Here is a 16,579-nt window from a genome sequence, read left to right as displayed (position 1 = left end):
TTTAGCCGTTTTTTGATACCTAAAAATGAGCCAGAAAACGTATTTTTCTGGCTCATTTTAGCGAGTTAATTATTGTTCTTTTTATTATCGTTGTTTTTATTGTTGTTATTATTTGTAGTGGCACGTGGAGCAAGATTTCCCCAGTAAGAAGCGTAATTGCTGTCTGTTCCACCGATCCCAAATTTATAGGTACTTTGTGGTGCACCATCTTTGGCATAGTATGAAGTCGTTGTTTTGCCAGGTGTATTGAACTTGGCACCATTATAGGTAATTGAGCCAGGTTTTTCACCAGTAAATTCAGAAACTTTTGATTTAATGACACTTGGGTCTAATTCAAATTTTTGACCAATGCCAAACAATTCTGGATTCGCATAGTACAGCGCGTTAGCTAAGTTCGCCATATAATTCCCGTTATTGTCGCCGCTGGTCGTCGTCATTGGCGCTGGTAGATCATGTCCTGACCAAGAACTTAGTGTCACAGTCGGGGTAGAGACAATTAGCCATGAATCTTTATAGTCATTAGTTGTCCCAGTTTTTCCGACCCAATCAGCACTGGCTAAATGAGGATTCAAGCCAGCTAATGTTGGTTTGAATTTTGTCGTATTCGCAGAATCCACCACTGAGCGCAACAAGTCATTCATAATAGAAGCGGTCGCCGGTGAATAAACTTGCGTTCCTTCATCTTTGTGTTCGTAGACCACATGTCCGCTATTGTCTGTGATTTTTTCAATCATGTAGGCTTTTTGATATTTACCTTTGTTAGCAAGCGCTTGGAAGCCGTTTGTTTGTGTTACAACATTTGTTTCTACTGAACCCAATGGCGCAGATTCGTAAGCCCAAGCATCTGAAGCTGGATAGTTCATTTTACTTAAGTAGTGATTGTAAGAGAAATTATCATCACCCATTTTTTTCCTTAGCTCATTATTAACATGAACGACAGGGATATTGAAAGACCAATTCAAGGCATTCCGAACAGTCACGAATTGATTTAAATCCACATTTGTGGAATTAACAAATTCTGTACCATCAGCATAAGTCGTTGGGTAGTTGGCCAGACGACTTTCAGAACCAATGAGTCCTTGATCAATCGCAGGGCCATAGACAGAAATTGGTTTAATCGTAGAACCAACTTGACGATCGGCATTAAAGGCATGGTTGTTTTGATTAATATCGAAGTTTCTGCCGCCGATAAAACCAAGGATACGACCAGTAGCGTTATCCATTAAAATATTGCCAGTTTCAATCATTGTATTCCCATTGACATCTGCAGTGCCATCATCAAGCAAATAACCATAATTTGCGACAGCGGTTTGCATCGTGTTATAAATGTTCTGATCAATGGTTGATTGGATTGTATAGCCTTGCGACTGGATTTCGCGACGTGCTTGTTCTTCATATTGATCTAAACCAACTTGATCTAAATCATCACGATTAACTTTAGCTTTTTTCATATCTAAATCCATGACAATCTCAACTGCTTTATCTAACACCGTATAGTATAGATAGCCTTCTGTATTGACATTGGCCTGTTCAGTTGGTAAAAAATCTTTTTTCAAGTCGTAAGCTTTGGCTTCTTCATATTCCTTTTGTGAAATTGCTTTTTCTCGGTACATACTGAAAAGAACAAAATCTTTTCTCTTCATTCCTAAAGATAAATCGTCTTTCAAGGCACCAGTGTTAGTATAGGGCGTGTAAACAATGGGACTTTGGGGAAGTCCTGCGATAAAGGCCGCTTGAGGAAGATTCAAGTCCTTGGCACTTTTACCAAAGAGTCCTTTGGCTGCTTCTTCCACGCCTGCAATATTTTCACCTTTGTTATTACGACCAAAAGGGGAGACATTTAGATAAGTTGTCACGATTTCGTCCTTAGAAAAGTATTTTTCAATACGTAAAGCTAATAAAATTTCGTTGGCTTTCCGTTTAAAAGTCGTTTCGTCAGTTAAAATCTGTTGCTTTACCAATTGCTGAGTCAATGTTGAACCACCAGAAGAACCGCCGATACCTGTCGCATCAGAAATCAACGCTCGAACTAGCGCTTTTGGTACTACCCCATGATGTTCTTCAAAATATTCATCTTCTGTTGAAATAATGGCTTTTTTTAGCAATGGAGACATTTGATCGCCATTAATTCGTGTCCGAATTAAATCTGATTTGATGTTAGCAATCGGAGTACCATCTGCGTAAGTCATTTTTGACACTTCGGTAATATCACTGATTTCTTTTTGCAATTCTTCCTTCGTTGGGGGCTGTGTATCTTCAACTAGAAAAGCAAAATAGCCCATTCCAATACCTAAGCCAAGAGAGCCACCTAAGACAATCAGAATAACCCCAAAAACCACTAATGACTGAAAAACGCGAATAATGACATTTAAAATAAGTAAAAAGACATTGCCGCCAGAAGAGGTCGTTGGTTTTTGCTTATTGTTACTTGAATTATTTTTCAAAAGCTTCACCTCAATAAAATGATACATTCTGTGTTATTATAGCAAAAAAAAGCTTCTATGAATAGTTTCTACACCAATTGCCATTTTTTGTTGAAAAAACTTAAGAGAAAATAGGGAAATCTCATTTTTTGACTTTTCAAGTGTGACAGAATCGGTTACTATGAATAGGGGAATTTGATCTATTATTATGTTTTACTATAGGAGGAAAATCATGAATTCAGCTTTTTTTGAAGAATTAAAAGCCCGTGGGTTGGTCTACCAAGTCACAGATGAAGAAGCCTTACAAAAACAATTAAATGAAGAATCTGTTAAATTATATATCGGCTTTGATCCAACGGCAGACAGTTTACACATCGGGCATCTACTGCCAATTCTTATGTTACGTCGTTTCCAACAAAATGGTCATGTGCCCATTGCTTTAGTTGGTGGCGGAACAGGCATGATTGGTGATCCATCATTCAAAGATGCAGAACGTAGTTTAAACACACTTGATACAGTGAAAGCTTGGTCTGAAAGTATTAAGGGCCAGTTGTCACGTTTTATCGATTTTGAAGATGAAAAAAATCCAGCGATTCTAGCAAATAACTATGATTGGCTTGGAGAACTTTCATTAATTGATTTCTTACGTGATGTGGGAAAAAACTTTACAATTAATTATATGATGAGTAAAGAAAGCGTGAAACGCCGAATCGAAACAGGAATTTCTTATACTGAATTTGCGTATCAATTATTACAAGCGTATGATTTCTTGAAATTGTACGAAACAGAAGGCTGTTTATTGCAATTAGGCGGCAGTGATCAATGGGGAAACATTACTTCAGGGATTGAATTATTACGCCGAGAACAAGAAGTTCAAGGATTTGGCTTAACTATGCCTTTAATTACAAAAGCAGATGGTACCAAATTTGGTAAAACAGAAGGAAACGCAGTTTGGCTAGATGCGGAAAAAACTTCGCCATATGAATTTTATCAATTCTGGATTAACACAGATGATCGTGATGTCGTGAAATTCTTGAAATACTTTACTTTCTTAACATTGGATGAAATTGCAACAATTGAAGAAGAATTTACAGCGAACCCAGGTCAACGTGCTGCGCAAAAAGCGTTAGCCAAAGAAGTGACTACTTTAGTCCACGGTGAAGCAGCCTATCATCAAGCGGTTAAAATTTCAGAAGCGTTGTTCAGCGGAGATATCCAAAGCTTAACAGCAGAAGAAATTAAACAAGGATTTAAAGATGTACCAACGTACGAGGTGCAACCAGAGGATCAATTAAGTTTAGTTGACTTATTAGTTACCTCAAAAATAGAACCATCCAAACGTCAAGCCCGTGAAGATGTTCAAAATGGAGCGATTTACGTCAATGGAGAACGTAGACAAGATTTAGCAGCTGAATTGACAGAAACTGATAAAATCGAAGGGCAATTTACTGTGATTCGTCGCGGTAAGAAAAAATATTTCTTGTTAAAATACTAAAACACTGTGAACTTCAATCTTATACGGTTTATAAATTAAAAATAATAGTTAACAGTTAATACTAGCTTAATATTTTGCTTTAGGAAGACTTGTTTACCTTAATGTAAGCAAGTCTTTTTATAAAGTTTTGCTTATAGTACTAGAATCAATAGTCACCAACATTATCTTGAACGGTTTATTATATAAAAATACCGACCAAGTTTCTCTGGTCGGTATTCTGTCTAATTTTTAAGTCTCACTACAGATAGCCAATCCTTACTTGTATAATATTACTGTATGGAAACCTTCCATAGATCCTGACAGACCTTGATTTTGTAGTGAATCAATTTTTATATCAACAATTTCATAACCATCTAACTGCATAGAAGATATTATTTCATCAATTTGCGTAGTGTATTTGTCCTCACAGCCAAAATTTTGATTAATCCATTTACTAAAACTATTTACCATAACTAGATGAGTTAAACCATCTTTAGGTTTTAAAAATTTTTTTATTTCTTTTTGATAAATAGATTCTGCAGCACTTTTTTGTCCTTTTGTAAACATTCCCACTCTATTTCACCACCTTTCCAGTAAAATTATTATTGCTAATATATTTATTGCTTCAAGCTTTTTGTGAATGTCCAAAGTGTTAATCACTAATAAAGTTAGACTATTATTCCTCTCTATGGTGATTCATTAAGGAAAAGTATTGGTTAAAGCATATAGACGATAAAGATAGTATATCAATGTTCACAAAAGTCTACAATAAAAATTCAAATTTGTTATAGACTATATTAGAAAAGTAATGGGTGGGTATTGTTGTATCAACAATAAGGAGGACTGTAAGAAAAGTCCTTTGTCAAGATAGTATTGAAATAAAAAGCTGAAAATCAAAAGGACAAATGTTACAAAAAACTCTTTTTTACTATTGGGCATATTCAATTACAGATAACTTGTGCTATGCTAGAATAAAAAGTGCAGTCGCTATAAGGAGTAGGTTATGAAATCAATTGTCGAAAAGTTAAACTTAACGAAGTATCAGCACCCAGTTATTTTAAATAGACCACAGGCAGAGTATCTATCTGAATTTGCTTCAGCCGCGCAGCAATTACCCTCAGAACCAGTTGAGCTGATTTTTGCATTTGTAAAAACGATGGCGGAATTTCAAGAGATTGTTTCAATGGTGATTGAAGGTCAACATTTAGTAGAAAATGGGTTGTTATATGTGGCTTATCCGAAAAAAGGCAATAAAATGTATCCAACTTTTGTCCACCGAGATGAAATTTTTCCAACATTACAAGTAAACGAGGCAGATGGGTATATTAAAGGCTCAACCTTAAAATTTAATCGCATGGTTAGTTTAGATGAGACTTTTACGGTTGTCGGCATGAAGAATGTTCTTAAAAAGCCAGCGAAGAATCAGACCAGTTCTGCTGTTGGGGATTATGTTCAATATTTACCAGAAATTGAAGCGTTGGTACAAACAGAACCAGCTGCTGCAGCGACATTCGCTGCATTAACGCCTGGTTATCAAAAAGAGTGGGCGCGGTATGTATTTAGTGCAAAGCGAGCGGAGACACGGAAAAAGCGGCAAACTGAAATGTTAGTCATTTTAAAAGAAGGCTATAAAACCAAAGCGCTTTATCAGCAAAGGAAGAAATAATGGCGCAGTCAATTGAAACAGTTACAGCATACATCGAAACAGTTGAACCAAAATGGCGAATTGCTTATCAGCAAGTATTAGACGTCGTTTCGCAAAATTTGCCAGCAGGATTTGAATTAACGATGCAATATGGCATGCCAACCTTTGTTGTGCCGCTTTCAGTATTTCCAGAAGGCTATCTCAACCGTGGTGATGAACCGTTACCATTTATCAGCTTAGGCGCTACTAAAAGGCAAGTAGCTTTATATCACATGGTATTAATGGGAAATGAAGCCGTCCGAAGTTGGTTTCAAGAAGCCTATCAGGAACAAGTGTCAACAAAGCTAAACATGGGGAAAAGTTGTATTCGCTTCACTAATCCTAAGCGAATACCCTATGAACTAATTGGCGAATTAGTAACAAAAATCACGCTAGAAGAATGGCTGCAACAGTATCAACACCACCAAAAGAAAAAGAAGAATTATTAGGAGGAACCACATGTTATTAGGATCACACGTTAGTATGAGTGGCAAGAAAATGCTATTAGGCTCTGCCGAGGAAGCGGCTAGCTATGGCTCAACAACCTTTATGATTTATACAGGCGCGCCACAAAACACGCGCCGGAAACCGATTGAAGAAATGAATATTGAAGCTGGGCAAGCTTTTATGAAGGAACACAATTTAAGTAATATCGTCGTTCATGCCCCGTATATTATTAATTTAGGTAATACAATTAAAACGGAAAATTTCGGTTTTGCCGTAGACTTTTTGCGACAAGAAATTGAGCGAGCACAAGCGTTGGGAGCAACGCAAATCACGTTACACCCAGGTGCGCATGTTGGCGCAGGTCCAGAAGCCGGCATCAAACAAATTGTTAAAGGTCTAAACGAAGTCTTGTGGAAAGAGCAAATCCCTCAAATCGCTTTAGAAACAATGGCTGGTAAAGGGACCGAAATCGGCCGTACATTTGACGAACTAGCTGCGATTATTGACGGAGTTACGCTGAATGATAAACTTTCTGTCACTCTGGATACTTGCCACATTAATGATGCAGGTTATAATGTAAAAGATGATTTTGATGGCGTATTAGTTGAATTTGATAAAATTATCGGATTGGATCGTTTAAAAGTTATTCATGTGAATGATTCTAAAAATCCTATGGGCTCACATAAAGATCGTCATGCCAATATTGGCTTTGGCACTATTGGTTTTGAAGCTTTAAACGGTGTGGTTCACCATGAAAAATTAACTGCTTTACCAAAAATTTTAGAAACACCTTATGTCGGAGAAGACAAAAAAAATAAAAAGGCCCCTTACGGCTTTGAAATTGCGATGTTAAAAAATCAAACATTTGATCCAGAATTATTAGAAAAAATTCAAGGACAAAACTAAAGCAACAATCGCTCTTAAAGGTCCTATTGACATTTAAGAGCGTATATTTTTGACTTTTAATCACTATTTTGCAAAAAAATCAGACTTTTTTCATTATTTAAGAGAAATCCCGCAAAAAGAACTTTTCTTTTTTTGCTATTTCTAGTAAAATAATTCATTGAGAGCAAAACTATACGGAGAGGAGAGAGTTTCAATGGCAACAGGTTGGGTAGTATTAATCGCAGTAATCGCTTTATTAGTAGGCGCTGCAGGGGGCTTTTTCCTTGCACGCAAATATATGCAAGATTATTTCAAAAAAAATCCTCCCGTTAATGAGGATATGTTACGCATGATGATGGCATCAATGGGTCAAAAACCGTCAGAGAAAAAGGTTAGACAAATGATGCAACAAATGAAAAACCAAGGAAAATAGTAAAGGTTATTCAGGTAATCATGAATAAGTGTAAAAACGGGCTGATTTTCAGTCCGTTTTTTTGTTGTTTTGCGGGAGAATAGGATAATCTAGGAGGAAAAGAGCGAAACGTTTAATCAAAAACAACAATAACGAAGAAACCTTCTAGCTCGAAAGTAGTCTTCGTAGAACAACAAAGTAAAGGAGGGACAACTGAATGTCCATATTCAAAAAATTAGGCTGGTTTTTTAAGCAAGAGAAAAAAAGTTATATTATTGGGGTTTTCTCATTAATGATGGTCGCTCTTGTTCAATTAGTCCCGCCCAAAGTTATTGGCGTCGTTGTAGATGAAATCGTTAACAAAGAAATTCGCTTAACGAAAATTATCGTGTGGGTTGCACTCTTGGTTGGTGCTGGGCTTGCCCAATATCTTTTTCGCTATATTTGGCGGATGCATATTTGGGGGAGTGCCGCTCGTTTGGAAAAAGAGCTACGGACTCAATTATTTCATCATTTCACAAAAATGGATAGTATCTTTTATCAGAAATATCGGACAGGTGACTTGATGGCGCATGCAACCAATGATTTAAATGCCATCCAAAATGTGGCTGGAGCTGGGATTTTAACATTTGCTGACTCTGTGATTACGGGAGGAACAACAATTATCGCAATGGTTCTATTTGTCGATTGGCGCTTAACATTAATTGCTTTATTACCGCTGCCTTTATTAGCGGTCACCTCACGAGTTCTAGGTTCTAAGTTGCATGATGCCTTTCGAGATTCACAAGCTGCTTTTTCAGCGATTAATGATAAAACACAAGAAAGTATCACTGGAATTAAAGTCATTAAAACATTTGGGCAAGAAAAAGAAGATCTTGCTGATTTTACAGAGAAAATTGATGATGCTATCGTCAAAAATAAACGAACGAACTTTTTAGATGCACTATTTGATCCGTTTATTACGCTGATTATTGGTGTTTCTTATGTTTTGACAATTATTATTGGTGGTCGTTTCATCATGGAAGGAACGATTAGTTTAGGTCAGTTGGTCTCTTTCATTGCCTATATTGGGATGCTAGTTTGGCCAATGTTTGCGATTGGGCGCTTATTTAATGTGTTAGAACGTGGGAATGCTAGTTACGATCGTGTGAACGAATTATTACATGAAAAAACGCATATTATCGAACGAAAAGATGCCATCAAAACAATGGCGCAAGGAACAATTTCAATGAAGATTGATTCTTTTTCTTATCCAAAAGAAGAGGCAGTGGCGTTGGAAAATATCCAATTTTCGTTGCAAGAAGGAGAAACTTTGGGGATTGTTGGCAAAACAGGCGCTGGTAAAACCACTATTTTGAAGTTGTTGATGCGTGAATATGACCAATACCAAGGAACGATTTCCTTTGGAAAACATGACATTAAAAATTACACATTAGATGCATTGATGGGTGCAATGGGTTACGTGCCACAGGACCATTTTCTCTTTTCCATGACGGTACGAGATAACATTCGTTTTGCTAAACCAGACTTGGAACAAGCAGCAGTTGAACAAGCGGCAGCATTAGCATTTATTAACCAAGAAATTAAAGCATTCCCTGAAGGCTATGACACAATGGTTGGGGAACGTGGCGTTTCGCTTTCTGGAGGACAAAAACAACGGATTTCTATTGCACGGGCCTTGATTGTTGAACCAGAATTGTTAATTTTAGACGATGCCTTATCTGCAGTCGATGCGAAGACTGAAGAGGCGATTTTATCAAATCTAAAAGAAACACGCCAAGAAAAAACCACTATTATTACAGCGCATCGTTTAAGTAGTGTCATGCATGCAAAAGAAATCTTAGTGTTGGATGAAGGGAAAATTATTGAACGGGGGACACATCAGGAGTTACTGGCTCAGAAGGGTTGGTATCAGCGGATGTGGGAAAAACAGCAATTAGAAGCGAAAATTGAAGGGAGTGAGAGTTAATGGAAGAAAAGTATCAATCCGAATGGTCCAGAGAGTTACCGCTGAAAGAACAATTAACGATTGTTCAGCGTTTGTTTCGTTTTGCCAAACCGTTTCGACGCATGTTTTACACAGCTATTCTCTTTGCATTTGTCTTATCAATTATCAATATTCTTTTGCCTAGAGTCATTCAAGTTTTTATGGATAATTATTTAACGCCTAAAACTGCTACAATGCAGGTGATTCTAACTTTTGCTGCTATTTATTTTTTTGGTGTCATTGTCAAAAGTATTGTTTGGTTTTTCCAATGGTATTTGTATTCGATGGCTTCTTTAAAAACGTATCAATATATACGAGTGAAATTATTTGAAAAATTACACACTTTAGGTATGCGTTATTTTGATCAAACACCAGCGGGTTCGACGGTGTCTCGTGTTACAAATGACACAGAAACATTGTTTGAATTCTGGTATGTATTCTTAATGGTGATTACAGGAATTTTTGCCGTAATCTCGTCATTTTTTGCAATGTTTCAACTCAGTCCAGAAATCTCATTTTATTGTCTAATTTTCTTGCCAATTTTATTAGTTGTGATTTGGTATTACCAAAAATTTAGTTCAAAATTATATCGCAGTATGCGGGAAAAATTAAGTCAATTAAACACCAAACTAAATGAATACATCTCTGGTATGCAAATCATTCAACAATTTCGCCAAGAAAAGCGTTTGGAAAAAGAATTTGAGGAAACCAATGATGATTATTTAAAAACACGTGTAGCAATGATTCGTATGAATTCGTTATTATTAAGTCCCATCATTAATTTGTTGTATACGTTGGCGATTGCATTGGCCTTAACTATGTTTGGCATCGATGCTTTACATTCACCTGTTGAAGCGGGGATGATTTATGCTTTTGTAACGTATGTCCAAGCTTTTTTTAATCCGATGACGCAAATGATGGACTTCCTAAGTATCTTTACAGATGGGATTGTCGCAGGTAGCCGTATTTTAAAAATTATGGATACGGAAGAATTAACGCCGCAACAATCAGTAGGTGCGAATGGGGAAATTATTCGCGGGAAAATTGAATTTCGCAATGTTACTTTTTCTTATGACGGCAAAAACGAAGTATTGAAAAATATTAGCTTTGTTGCAAATCCCGGGGAAACCGTCGCTTTAGTCGGTCATACAGGAAGTGGTAAAAGTTCAATTATTAATGTACTCATGCGCTTCTATGAATTTTATGAAGGGCAGATTTTAATTGATGATCGTGACATTCGTGATTTTCCCATGACAGAATTACGGGAAAAGATGGGCTTAGTATTACAGGACGCTTTCATGTTTTATGGAGATATTGCTGGAAATATCCGTTTACTGAATCCCAATATTACAGATGAACAAATTAAACAGGCTGCGGAATTTGTTCAGGCGGATAAATTTATCCACACGTTACCCAATACCTATCATGCGAAAGTCATTGAACGAGGAGCGAGTTATTCTAGTGGACAACGTCAATTAATTTCGTTTGCACGAACGATTGTGACTGATCCCAAAATTTTAGTTTTAGATGAAGCAACCGCTAATATTGATACAGAAACAGAAGGATTGATTCAAGAAGGATTAGCCAAAATGCGTCAAGGGAGAACGACAATTGCGATTGCGCATCGCCTTTCGACGATTCGTGATGCAAACTTGATTTTAGTTTTAGACAAAGGACAGATTGTAGAACGAGGAACGCATGAAACGTTATTGGCAGAAGGTGGCCTTTATGCGGATATGTATCAGTTACAAAGTACGGAAGTTTAACGTAACAACTGAAAGAGTTAAATAACCCAAACAAAGACATTTAGTGTTAGGAAATTCCTAATTCTAGGTGTCTTTGTAGCTCTTTAAATTGCAAAAAAGAATAGAAATGGTATGATATGAAGAGAGAAAAACAAACGAGGAAGTTAGGTGGAACTGTGAAGCCAGTTATAGTCAAAAATGTGCGAATAGGTGAAGGGAATCCCAAAATTGTGGTGCCCATTGTTGCTCCAACAGCCGAGGATATTTTGGCCGAAGCAACGGCGAGCCAAACACTAGATTGTGATTTGGTGGAATGGCGTTTAGACTATTATGAAAATGTCGCTGATTTTTCCGATGTATGTAATCTTTCACAACAAGTGATGGAACGGTTGGGGCAAAAACCGTTATTGTTAACTTTTCGTACACAAAAAGAAGGTGGCGAAATGGCTTTTTCCGAGGAAAATTATTTTGCTTTGTATCATGAATTAGTGAAAAAGGGTGCGTTGGATTTATTGGATATTGAATTATTTGCGAATCCACTGGCGGCAGATACGTTAATTCATGAAGCTAAAAAGGCGGGGATTAAAATTGTTCTCTGTAATCACGACTTTCAGAAAACACCGTCGCAAGAGGAGATTGTCGCGCGGTTACGCCAAATGCAAATGCGTCAGGCGGATATTTGTAAAATAGCTGTGATGCCACAAGATGCGACAGATGTACTTACGTTACTTTCAGCAACCAATGAAATGTACACCCATTATGCATCCGTCCCAATCGTTACTATGTCAATGGGACAGTTAGGGATGATTAGTCGCGTAACAGGTCAACTGTTCGGGTCGGCACTAACTTTTGGCTCCGCCCAGCAAGCGTCTGCACCAGGCCAACTATCCGTACAAGTATTAAGAAATTATTTAAAGACATTCGAACAAAACAAGTGATTCAGAAGGTGAAAAAAGTGGCAAAGAAAAAAACACAACAAAAAACGAATGCGATGCGCATGGTAGAACAACATAAAGTACCATATAAAGAATATGAATTCGCTTGGAGCGAAGATCATTTAAGTGCAGAAAGTGTCGCTGAAAGTTTAGGTATTGACAAAGGACGAATTTTTAAAACCTTGGTTACAGTAGGTAATAAAACAGGTCCCGTCGTGGCTGTCATTCCTGGTAATCAAGAATTAGATTTGAAAAAATTAGCGAAAGCTAGTGGCAACAAAAAGGTAGAAATGCTTCACTTAAAAGATTTAGAAGCAACCACAGGCTATATTCGTGGGGGCTGTTCACCAATTGGGATGAAAAAACAATTTCCCACCTATTTGGCTGAAGAAGCTCAACAATATTCTGCAATTATTGTTTCTGCAGGCAAACGTGGCATGCAAATTGAATTAGCTCCTGAAGCAATCCTTTCGCTAACCAATGGACAATTTGCGGAAATAACGACAAAAGAATAAGTGGCTATAAGAAGAAGTCGAGACAGAACCGTTTATCTGTTTTTAAACGTGGAGCAAAAATCACTAGGGATTTTTGCTCCACGTGTTTAATTATCAAATTAATAAAGGAAAAGCATTAAGTAGACAGTGCTACTTTTTATTGGGATAAAATTTTTGTAATGCTTGCCGTGCGAGCATATCGGCCGCTTTGTTTTGACTTTCAGGTAGCCATTTGATTAAGAGCAAAGGGAAATTCTTTTCTAGTTGTTGATATTCTGCTAAATAAGGCTGGTACTTTTCATTTTTAGCATAGTTTTTTTCAATTGTTTGGACAACAATTTTACTATCTGAGTGGAGAAGAACGGTTTGTTGATTGTCTTCATTGGCAATCGCTTGTTTTAAAGCTTCAATCAGCACTTTAAATTCGGCTTCGTGATTACTAACAATGCCTAAAGGCACATGCAATTGTTGCCGCGATTGGTCGGTGAGGTAAACGATACCGCCGCCAGATTCACCTGGATTGCCTTTTGTTGCAGCATCTACATAAATTCTTAACATAAAATTACTCCTAATTTCTTTTTGTTCTTAAAAAAAGTATGTTACTATTATAACATATTTAAATTTAGCGGCGTTGATCCAGAAGTAGTGAGGGCACTTTATGAAAAAACAGAAATTCTATTGGCAGCCAGAATTAGCATCAACAATTATTTACTGGTCTTGCACATTTTGTATATTATTTATTAGTTTAATTTTAGCATTGGAAAATAATGGTCCTTACTTGATTAGTAATCTGGTGATGGTTCCATTTTTTGTGTTTGCGTATCTAGGAATTGCGCGGTCTTTTAACCTGACAGAAACATCTTTAATTGTCAGAGATGTTTTATGGTTTCGCAAAAAAGCACTTCCGCTTTCTCAGATAGAAAAAGTAACCTACAATGAAAAAAGCATCGAAATTTTTTCCTCAGAATTTAAGGAAGGCTCAAAAGTCTTTTTAATGAAAAAGAAAACGATTCCGTTATTTCTTGAGGCACTTAAGGTAAAAAAGCCTGAATTGAAGGTAGCAGAAGATCATTCTTTGGGCCTTCATAAAAAAGAAGAAAAAAACAAGAGTGAGTCATAAGTCGAAACGACTGGTGACCCACTCTCAAAATCTTAAAATAATCAGCTGAAACAAACGCTACGTTTACTTACTTTTTGGAGCTAAGCGCTGTTGGTTCAGCTTTTTTAGTTATCTATTTTTTTGACATGTGCTGCTTGTAGCCCACGATTGCCTTCCATTATCTCGAATTCTACAGATTGATTCTCATCAAGTGATTTGAATCCGTCACCTTCTATAGCAGTGAAGTGGACAAAAATCTCATCTTCTTCGTTGTAAACGATAAAACCATAACCTTTTCTGTTATCGAACCATTTGACAATTCCTTTTTGCATCCAATTCACGCTCCTTTTAGATTTGTAAAGACACTTTCATTATACGAGAAAAGGCTACCAAACGTCAATGGTTGGGTTGTTTAAAAAAGGTTATTCTAGCCATTCTATTCAATACAAGCTATAATTTAAAAGAAACAATGTGTCACAAAGACGATAAAGAATTGAAAAGGGGTCCGTTATGAAGACAGATATTAACATTGCACAAGCAGCAACATTAAAACCTATTCAAGAGATTGCCGAAACAATCGGTCTTTCAGAAGATTCGCTCGAACTTTATGGAAAATACAAAGCGAAAATAGATTTTCCAACGCTTCAATCCTTAGAAGCGAAACCAGAAGGTAAATTAATCCTCGTTACGTCGATTAATCCAACGCCAGCAGGAGAAGGAAAGTCAACCGTGACCATTGGTTTAGGAGATGCATTAAATCAAATCAATAAAAAAACAGTTATTGCCCTAAGAGAACCATCATTAGGTCCTGTGATGGGGATTAAAGGTGGCGCAACAGGTGGCGGTTACGCACAAGTATTACCAATGGAAGAAATCAATTTGCATTTTACTGGTGATATGCATGCCATTACGACAGCCAATAATGCCTTAGCTGCGTTACTAGATAATCATTTACAGCAAGGAAATGAATTAAAGATTGATTCTCGGCGGGTGATTTGGAAACGTGCAGTGGATCTAAATGATCGTGCGCTCAGACAGGTCGTTGTTGGTTTAGGCGGTCCTTTCCAAGGTGTACCAAGAGAAGACGGTTTCGATATTACTGTGGCAAGCGAAATTATGGCGATTCTTTGTTTATCGCAAAATTTAACGGACTTAAAAGAACGCTTAAGTCGGATTATTGTCGCCTATAATGACCAAAGAGAGCCGGTGACGGTTAAAGATTTAAACGTGGCAGGTGCCCTGACTTTATTATTGAAAGACGCCTTAAAACCTAATTTAGTTCAAACGATTGAAGGAACTCCAGCTTTTGTTCACGGTGGTCCTTTTGCCAATATCGCTCATGGATGTAACAGTATTTTAGCGACAAAAACGGCTTTGCATCTAGGGGATTATGTCGTAACAGAAGCAGGTTTTGGTGGCGACTTAGGTGGCGAAAAATTTTTAGATATTAAAGTACCTTCTTTAGGAAAAGCACCCGATGCCGTTGTGATTGTGGCAACGATTCGCGCGTTGAAAATGCATGGCGGTTTGGCGAAAGATCAGTTAGCAGAAGAAAATTTACCAGCGTTACAAAAAGGCTTTGCCAACTTAGAAAAACATATTCAAAACATGCAACGTTATGATGTACCAGTAGTTGTTGCAATTAATGAGTTTACACAGGATACAGAGAAGGAAATTCAACTGTTGAAAGAAGCCTGCCAAGCGTTAGGCGTGCCCGTCGAGTTAACAAGTGTTTGGGCGCAAGGTGGCGCAGGTGGCACGAATCTAGCGAAAACAGTAGTAGCAGAGATTGAAGCCAATACAAAACAGTTTCAACCTTTATATAATCCTCGCCAAACTATTGAAGAAAAAATTCAAGCCATTGTACAAACGATTTACGGCGGGGAACAGGCGATTTTTTCTCCGAAAGCGCAAAAACAAATCGCAGACTTTACAAAAAATGGTTGGGATCAATTACCAATCTGCATGGCGAAGACACAGTATTCACTTTCTGACGATCCTCAAAAATTAGGACGGCCAGAAGGATTTACGATTACGATTCGTGAGCTAGTTCCAAAAATCGGTGCAGGGTTTATCGTGGCGTTAACGGGTGACATTTTAACGATGCCTGGCTTGCCGAAAGTTCCTGCTGCGTTAAATATGGATGTGGACGAAACGGGTCAAGCGAGCGGTCTCTTTTAAAGCCGCTCTTTCCTGAGACCTATTTTTAGTATATACTTGAAAGTAGCTCAATAAAAAATAATGACGGAAATTTATTGCGTAGTTTATTATAAGGAGCAACGACTATGGGGGAACGAGCAGATACATTTTTAGCACACTTTAATCGCATTGAAAAGTGGATGAGAGAGAGACTGAACAATCCTGTCAACATGGGATTCAGTGAAATGACAAGACGTCTTTCCCGAAAAGAAAAAGGACAGATTGCTCAATTTGAAGAGGATTTGCTTCAAATGGCTCAGTTAAGAAATGCCATCGTTCATGAGCGAATTGCTGATGATTTTGTAATTGCAGAGCCAAACGAATGGGCAGTTCAACGAATTGAAACGATTGAACAAGCTTTAACAAAACCAGAAAAAGTAGTGCCTAAATTTGCGAAACGTGTTACAGCTTTTGAAATCACCACTTCTTTAGAAACGTTATTAACGATTATTGCAAAAAAACAATATTCCCAATTTCCGATTTATGAAAAAGGTGTATTTAAAGGATTAATCACGGTTCGAGGGATTGGTGTATGGTTTGCCATTGAGAGCACCAAAGGCGAAGTTCACATTGCCAACCGAACGGTGCGAGAATTGTTGGCATCAAATTATAAACGCAGCAACTATCAATTTGTTTCAATTGAAGCAACCGTTTTTGAAGTTGAACAAATGTTTCGGGAGCAGCCACGCTTAGAAGCTGTGCTTATTAGTAAAAGTGGCCATCCTAATGGTGAGTTAGTAGGCATTGTTCGACCAAGAGATTTAGCAAGTATTCATAGAGAAAAGGAATGACGCG

General features: G+C 37.4%; 16 protein-coding genes. 12 read left to right on the top strand and 4 right to left on the bottom strand.

What is annotated here, in order from left to right; translation table 11 throughout:
- Positions 1-65 precede the first annotated feature (65 nt).
- A complete protein-coding gene (locus AB1I62_RS08250) occupies positions 66-2,471 on the bottom strand; it encodes a transglycosylase domain-containing protein (RefSeq protein ID WP_033786253.1) in 2,406 nt (801 codons plus the stop codon).
- A gap of 184 nt (positions 2,472-2,655) precedes the next feature.
- Between AB1I62_RS08250 and tyrS the strand changes: the two genes are divergently transcribed.
- On the top strand, positions 2,656-3,918 hold the full coding sequence (gene tyrS / locus AB1I62_RS08245; protein WP_002357324.1) for a tyrosine--tRNA ligase: 1,263 nt from the start codon (positions 2,656-2,658) through the stop codon (positions 3,916-3,918).
- A gap of 255 nt (positions 3,919-4,173) precedes the next feature.
- Here tyrS and AB1I62_RS08240 read toward each other — a convergent pair whose 3' ends face one another.
- A complete protein-coding gene (locus AB1I62_RS08240; RefSeq protein WP_002393362.1) occupies positions 4,174-4,464 on the bottom strand; it encodes a hypothetical protein in 291 nt (96 codons plus the stop codon).
- 436 nt (positions 4,465-4,900) lie between these two features.
- Between AB1I62_RS08240 and AB1I62_RS08235 the strand changes: the two genes are divergently transcribed.
- From AB1I62_RS08235 to ybaK, 8 genes are all read left to right on the top strand, one after another.
- Complete coding sequence (locus AB1I62_RS08235) at positions 4,901-5,563, top strand: YdeI/OmpD-associated family protein (RefSeq protein ID WP_002361915.1); 663 nt, start codon at positions 4,901-4,903, stop codon at positions 5,561-5,563.
- Positions 5,563-6,030, top strand: a complete 468-nt coding sequence (locus AB1I62_RS08230; protein ID WP_048737053.1) for a DUF1801 domain-containing protein — start codon at positions 5,563-5,565, stop codon at positions 6,028-6,030. Before AB1I62_RS08235 ends, AB1I62_RS08230 begins: the two co-directional genes overlap by 1 nt.
- A gap of 10 nt (positions 6,031-6,040) precedes the next feature.
- Positions 6,041-6,934, top strand: coding sequence for a deoxyribonuclease IV (locus tag AB1I62_RS08225; RefSeq protein ID WP_002357396.1), 894 nt, complete (start codon positions 6,041-6,043; stop codon positions 6,932-6,934).
- Positions 6,935-7,127: 193 nt separating this feature from the next.
- Positions 7,128-7,346 carry a YneF family protein gene (locus AB1I62_RS08220; RefSeq protein WP_002357397.1) on the top strand — a complete coding sequence of 73 codons (219 nt, stop codon included), beginning with the start codon at positions 7,128-7,130 and terminating at the stop codon, positions 7,344-7,346.
- Between the two features lie 196 nt (positions 7,347-7,542).
- Positions 7,543-9,294, top strand: coding sequence for an ABC transporter transmembrane domain-containing protein (locus AB1I62_RS08215; RefSeq protein WP_048737051.1), 1,752 nt, complete (start codon positions 7,543-7,545; stop codon positions 9,292-9,294).
- A complete protein-coding gene (locus AB1I62_RS08210) occupies positions 9,294-11,078 on the top strand; it encodes an ABC transporter ATP-binding protein (RefSeq protein WP_104859297.1) in 1,785 nt (594 codons plus the stop codon). The genes AB1I62_RS08215 and AB1I62_RS08210 overlap by 1 nt, the downstream gene beginning before the upstream one ends.
- Positions 11,079-11,233: 155 nt before the next feature.
- Positions 11,234-11,995 carry a type I 3-dehydroquinate dehydratase gene (gene aroD, locus AB1I62_RS08205; RefSeq protein WP_002357400.1) on the top strand — a complete coding sequence of 254 codons (762 nt, stop codon included), beginning with the start codon at positions 11,234-11,236 and terminating at the stop codon, positions 11,993-11,995.
- The gene (gene ybaK, locus AB1I62_RS08200) at positions 11,992-12,507 is read left to right on the top strand and encodes a Cys-tRNA(Pro) deacylase (protein WP_002397353.1); all 516 of its coding nucleotides are present in this window, start codon (positions 11,992-11,994) and stop codon (positions 12,505-12,507) included. Before aroD ends, ybaK begins: the two co-directional genes overlap by 4 nt.
- Positions 12,508-12,636: 129 nt before the next feature.
- Here ybaK and AB1I62_RS08195 read toward each other — a convergent pair whose 3' ends face one another.
- On the bottom strand, positions 12,637-13,044 hold the full coding sequence (locus AB1I62_RS08195) for a ribonuclease HI family protein (protein ID WP_002357402.1): 408 nt from the start codon (positions 13,042-13,044) through the stop codon (positions 12,637-12,639).
- A gap of 100 nt (positions 13,045-13,144) precedes the next feature.
- Here AB1I62_RS08195 and AB1I62_RS08190 point away from each other — a divergent pair, with 100 nt between their 5' ends.
- On the top strand, positions 13,145-13,606 hold the full coding sequence (locus tag AB1I62_RS08190; RefSeq protein ID WP_002366775.1) for an EbsA family protein: 462 nt from the start codon (positions 13,145-13,147) through the stop codon (positions 13,604-13,606).
- 104 nt (positions 13,607-13,710) lie between these two features.
- On the opposite strand, the gene AB1I62_RS08185 is transcribed toward AB1I62_RS08190, so the two are convergent.
- The gene (locus tag AB1I62_RS08185; protein ID WP_002357404.1) at positions 13,711-13,917 is read right to left on the bottom strand and encodes a cold-shock protein; all 207 of its coding nucleotides are present in this window, start codon (positions 13,915-13,917) and stop codon (positions 13,711-13,713) included.
- A 178-nt stretch (positions 13,918-14,095) separates the two neighbouring features.
- On the opposite strand from AB1I62_RS08185, the gene AB1I62_RS08180 reads away from it, so the two are divergent.
- Together AB1I62_RS08180 and AB1I62_RS08175 are read left to right on the top strand one after the other, a co-directional pair.
- Entirely contained in the window at positions 14,096-15,766 is a 1,671-nt protein-coding gene (locus AB1I62_RS08180) for a formate--tetrahydrofolate ligase (protein WP_048737047.1), read from the top strand.
- 104 nt (positions 15,767-15,870) lie between these two features.
- Entirely contained in the window at positions 15,871-16,575 is a 705-nt protein-coding gene (locus AB1I62_RS08175; protein WP_002360173.1) for a CBS domain-containing protein, read from the top strand.
- The last annotated feature ends 4 nt before the right edge of the window (positions 16,576-16,579 follow it).

It is taken from the genome of Enterococcus sp. AN402 (assembly GCF_040719405.1).
GTDB classification, from domain to species: domain Bacteria; phylum Bacillota; class Bacilli; order Lactobacillales; family Enterococcaceae; genus Enterococcus; species Enterococcus faecalis.
Note: the sequence above shows the minus strand (reverse complement) of the source record. Positions and strands in the feature narration are given on the sequence as shown.